This window comes from Demequina sp., assembly GCF_016278775.1.
Lineage (GTDB): Bacteria > Actinomycetota > Actinomycetes > Actinomycetales > Demequinaceae > Demequina.
In genome coordinates this window covers 1-5138 of the sequence record NZ_JADQBF010000025.1, presented here as the reverse complement: position 1 = coordinate 5138, position 5138 = coordinate 1, and the positions used below count along the sequence as shown (strand labels likewise).

At 63.7% G+C, this 5138-nt stretch carries 4 protein-coding genes; all 4 read left to right on the top strand.

Annotated elements, in window-relative coordinates:
- The first annotated feature begins 251 nt into the window (after positions 1-251).
- Positions 252-1616: a chromosomal replication initiator protein DnaA gene (gene dnaA, locus QZZ33_RS04025; RefSeq protein WP_291378351.1), complete on the top strand. Its 1365-nt coding sequence runs from the start codon at positions 252-254 to the stop codon at positions 1614-1616.
- Between the two features lie 382 nt (positions 1617-1998).
- Complete coding sequence (dnaN, locus tag QZZ33_RS04020) at positions 1999-3126, top strand: DNA polymerase III subunit beta (protein ID WP_291378350.1); 1128 nt, start codon at positions 1999-2001, stop codon at positions 3124-3126.
- Positions 3127-3132: 6 nt separating this feature from the next.
- Complete coding sequence (gene recF, locus QZZ33_RS04015) at positions 3133-4320, top strand: DNA replication/repair protein RecF (RefSeq protein ID WP_291378349.1); 1188 nt, start codon at positions 3133-3135, stop codon at positions 4318-4320.
- Positions 4317-4871 (top strand): DciA family protein, encoded by a 555-nt coding sequence (locus QZZ33_RS04010; RefSeq protein ID WP_291378348.1) that lies wholly within the window; start codon positions 4317-4319, stop codon positions 4869-4871. The genes recF and QZZ33_RS04010 overlap by 4 nt, the downstream gene beginning before the upstream one ends.
- The last annotated feature ends 267 nt before the right edge of the window (positions 4872-5138 follow it).

The window sequence follows — 5138 nt, the reverse complement described above, 5'->3', positions numbered from 1 at the left end:
GGAAACTCCACGACTGTTAGGGATGGTCAAATAGCGCACTTACGTTACGCGCTGCCAGCGCGCCGGTCAAATCTCTGTCCCACCGTTGGACCATCCGCCCAAACGGTATAGGCTCCCTCATCAGCACTCCTTACGGCTGTACGACACGCCGCAACACCAAAATGACGAACAGGTAACGCGGTCCTCACGGGCTGTGTACAACACTGTGGAAAGGGGAGTACCGCGTGGCAAAGGACGAGTCCGCGAGCAACATCGAAAATGTATGGTCTCGCGCCGTCAGCCGACTGTACTCCGACGATTCCACCTCGGCGCAGCAGCGCTCCTTCTTGCGCCTCATCAAGCCACTGGCCGTTGTCGAGGACAACGTGTTCCTCGCCGTCTCGGAGGAGTTCACCAAGAGCTACATCGAGTCGACGTTGCGCGCGCCGATCACCGAGGCGTTGAGCGAGGTCCTCGACCAAGAGATTCGCATCGCCGTCACTGTCGACGCATCGATCACTCCGCCTGCGCTTCCTGACGAGGAGCCCGCCCAACAGTCGCGTGAGCGTCGACCTTCGGCCGCGGCCGCCACGCCTGCCGTCGAGGATCCGCATCTGAATCCGCGCTATACCTTCGACACTTTTGTGCCCGGCTCTTCCAACCGGTTTGCTCACGCGGCTGCATTGGCAGTCGCCGAGAGCCCCGGCAAGACGTACAACCCGCTGTTCATCTACGGAGACTCGGGGCTGGGCAAGACGCACCTGCTCCATGCGATCGGCCACTACACGCGCCAGATCAAACCACAGACGCGGGTGCGGTACGTGAACTCAGAAGAGTTCACGAACGACTTCATCAACTCGATCCGCGATGACCGCTCGCTGAGTTTCAAGCGCACCTACCGCGAGGTGGACGTGCTCCTCGTGGACGACATCCAGTTCTTGCAGGGTAAGGAACAGACTCTCGAGGAGTTCTTCCACACCTTCAACGCGCTTCACAATGCAGGCAAGCACGTCGTCATCACATCCGACGTGTCGCCCCGCAACCTCAACGGCATCGAGGAGCGCATGCGCACCCGCTTCGAGTGGGGCCTGATGACAGACGTTCAGCCGCCTGACCTCGAGACCCGCATCGCCATCCTTCGCAAGAAGGCGCAAGCGGACGACGTCCAGGCCCCGCCCGACGTTCTCGAGTACATCGCGTCCAACATCACGAGCAACATCCGTGAGCTTGAGGGTGCGCTCATCCGTGTCACCGCCTTCGCCGCCCTCAACAAGCAGCAGGTGGATCTCTCCCTCGCGCAAGTGGTGCTCAAGGACCTCATCAGCGACGACGACTCAGAGATCACCGCGTCCAGCATCATCGGCAAGACCGCGGAGTACTTCGGCATCACCATGGAGGAGCTCACGGGCACGTCGCGCTCACGGGTGTTCGTGACCGCCAGGCAGATCGCCATGTATCTGTGTCGGCAGCTGACGGACCTCTCTCTACCCAAGATCGGCGAGCACTTTGGCGGCAAGGACCACACCACGGTGATGTACGCCGTGAAGAAGGTCGAGGACCAGATCGCGCAGCGGCGCCAGATGTACAACCAGGTCAACGAGATCCACGCGCGCATCAAGCAGCAGTCGCGCGGTTAGCACCATTACCTTTTGTCCTCTTTGGGCGCCCCCAGAACTATGACTCACACTTGTGGATAAACCTGTGAATATCCTCGGGACGCGCCTCCATCCACAAGGGATAGCCTGTGCACGAACGACGGCTACCTGTGAACGACAGACATTCCCTCACAGGCCATCCTCAGCAGCTAAGGGAGACGTCCACGTTCCGTGCACCGGACGATCGCCGTCGATAGCAGGAAGCTCACCGTTTCTCCACAGTTTCCCAGCCCCCTACAACCACTACGTATCTACCTCTACTACTTGTACACAAGGGCCTTCATAGGACCCGCCCAATGCTTGACACTCCTGGACTAGACGCGTCAGTCCTGTGGCGTAGTCTGTGATCCGAAAGGGGAGATCGATGAAGTTTTCCGTAGATCGGGATGTGCTGAACGACGCTGTCGCGTGGACCGCGCGTGCCGTGCCGCATCGCCCCCCTGTGCCTGTGCTCGCCGGAGTTCTCATCGAGGCCGATGGAGCCGGCACCGTCAAGCTTTCGAGCTTTGACTATGAGGTCTCGGCTTGCGGAGAATTCGCGGCCGATGTCGAGGATGGCGGCTCCGTGCTGGTGTCCGGGCGGCTGTTGCGTGAGATCTCTAACGCGCTACCCCACAAGCCTGTGAGATTCGAACTCGAGGGATCCAAGGTGTCCGTCATTTGTGGTGCCTCGCGCTTCTCGCTCGCGACCATGCCAGTCGATCAGTACCCAGCACTTCCCACGATGCCCGACACATCAGGGACCGTCGACGGTGCAGAACTGTTGGCGGCCGCGCAGCAGGTCCAGTCCGCGGCGTCGCGCGACGAGACCCTGCCAATCCTCACCGGTGTGCGCATGGAGATCGAAGGTGAACGCATCTCCTTACTCGCCACCGACCGTTACCGCTTGGCGTTACGCGAACTCACGTGGAAGCCAGGTACGCCAGACATCTCAGCGATCGCACTGGTGCGCGCCAAGACCCTGACGGACACCGCGAAGTCGCTCGGTTCTGGCGAGGTTCAGCTCGCGCTCAGCTCCGGTCAGGGTGTCGATCTCATCGGCTTCAGCGCCGGAGGCCTCGTCACCACTTCACTGTTGATGGACGGCGAGTACCCCCAAGTTCGGCGTCTGTTCCCCGACTCCTCCTCGATCACGGCGGTGGTATCCACCACGGAACTCATCGAGGCGACGCGTCGTGTCGCGCTTGTCGCCGAACGCAATGCTGCTGTGCGGCTCGCCTTCTCAGAGGGCGAGGTCGTTCTTGACGCTGGTCACAGCGACGACGCCCAAGCGTCGGAGGCCATCGAGGCCACCGTCGAGGGTGGCGACATCACCGTCGCCTTCAACCCCGGCTACCTGCTCGATGGCTTGAGCGCGCTCGGCGCCCCGTATGTGCGACTCGGCTTCACCCAGGACACCAAGCCGGTGGACTTTGTTGGGCTCGACAAGCCAGGCGGCACCATCGCCTCGGAGTTCCGCTACCTCTTGGTGCCCATCCGTATCGCTGGCTAGCGATCGATGCGCATCACGCACCTTCAGCTCACCGACTTCCGCTCCTACGAAGCCGTCCAGGTCGAACTCGGACCTGGAGTAACCACGCTCGTGGGTCGCAATGGCCACGGCAAGACCAATGTCGTTGAGGCCGTCCGCTACCTGTCCACACTGTCGTCTCATCGGGTCGCCACCGACGCGCCGATGCTCCGGTCGGGTGCGGCCAGGGCGATTGTCTCCGGCAGGGTGCAACGTGGGGAACGAGCACTGACCCTCGAAGTCACGATGGTGCCGGGCAAGGCAAATCAGGCGCGGCTCAATCGGGGCAACGCGAAGCCGCGCGACCTTACCGGCATTCTCCGCACGGTGGTTTTCGCTCCAGAAGACCTGGCCTTGGTGAAGGGGGATCCGGGCACGCGGCGGACCTTCATGGATGAGTTGTGTGTGGCGCTGCAGCCGCCCCTTACCGGCGACCTCACGGACTACGACCGGGTACTGCGCCAGCGCTCATCGCTGTTGAAATCCGCTCGCGGCAAACCGCGCTTCGACCACTCCACGCTCGACATCTGGGACGAGAAACTCGCCGACCTCGGTGCCCGCATCGTTCATGCCCGCCTGGCGGCAATCGAGAGCCTCGCTCCGCACGTGGAGCGGGCGTACGCCGACGTGGCGCCGGGCGAAGGAACGTGCTCGATCGCGTACTCGACGGCGGTCAAGGTCGCAGCGGACCAAGCTGAACCCAGCAACGAGGCAGGAGCGCCCACGTCGGCGACGCCCACGTCAGACATCGGTGCCGCGCTCCTCGCGACTATGACCGAAAGGCGTTCTCAAGAAATCGAGCGCGGCGTGTGCCTCGTGGGGCCTCACCGCGATGACCTCGACATCCGCATCGGCGACTTGCCAGCGAAGGGCTACGCGAGTCACGGTGAGAGTTGGTCGTGCGCGCTCTCGTTGCGTCTGGGCTCCTTTGCGCTGCTGTCAGACGACGGCGACGACGGCGAACCCGTGCTCATACTCGACGACGTGTTCGCGGAACTGGACACCGGGCGCCGCGCGGCCCTCGCCGGCCGCGTCGCCCGCGCGGGCCAGGTGCTCATCACCGCCGCCGTTCCCGAGGACGTACCCGACCAACTTCGCGAGCACCCAGGCGGCCACCGGCTCCTACTCGTCACACCCGGGCATATTGCCGAGGCGAATGACAAGGTGACCGAATGAACACCGATGGCGACTCGACGGCCGAGCCAGAGCCCCACAAGGACGCTGCGGCCCAGGCCCGCGAGGCCATGGAACGGGCCCGGGCGTCGGCACGCGAGAGGGGCGCGGCCCGCATCTCTCCGCAGACGGCGCGCAGGCGCAAGGAGGCCAAGAAGGAGGCCTCTGGCGGTGGCTCGCCCCTGCCCTTCGGAGCTGGCCGCGACCCGCGCGCCATGAACGACAACGTCACCGCGCTGCTGCGGCGCATGGGATGGACGGAGAACATCGAGGTGGCCGCGGTGACGGCTCGGTGGCGCGAGGTCATTGGCGACCAGATCGCCGACCACTGCGAGCCGGTCAGCTTCGAGGAGGGGGTGCTACTGCTGCGGGCATCCTCGAGCGCCTGGGCCACCCAGATGCAACTCATGTCGGGTCAGGTGCGCCATCGACTGAACGAGGAGTTCGGCCGCGAGATTGTGAAGCAGTTGCGGTTCATTGGGCCGAGCGACCGACACTGGGTGAAGGGTCCGCGCCGCGTGAAGGGACGTGGCCCGCGCGACACGTACGGTTAGTCCCGCAAGAGCCGGCCCTGCACGGGAGGCGAGGGAACGAGCACGGGGTGGCCATGCCCGAAAGGTCCCGCCTTGACACCTTTCAGCGCCGCACAACGCCACTGACGCCCGTGCCCCCGAAAACCCACATCGGACGGCATTGTCCACAAACCCCCTGAATGGCCCGAGAGAGCCACTCAGAGCGCGTAGAATGGACCGAGGTAGGACGCGAGCCGAACCGGGCCGCGTGAGGGGCTTGGAAAGGCAATCTGTGGCCAACAACGACGT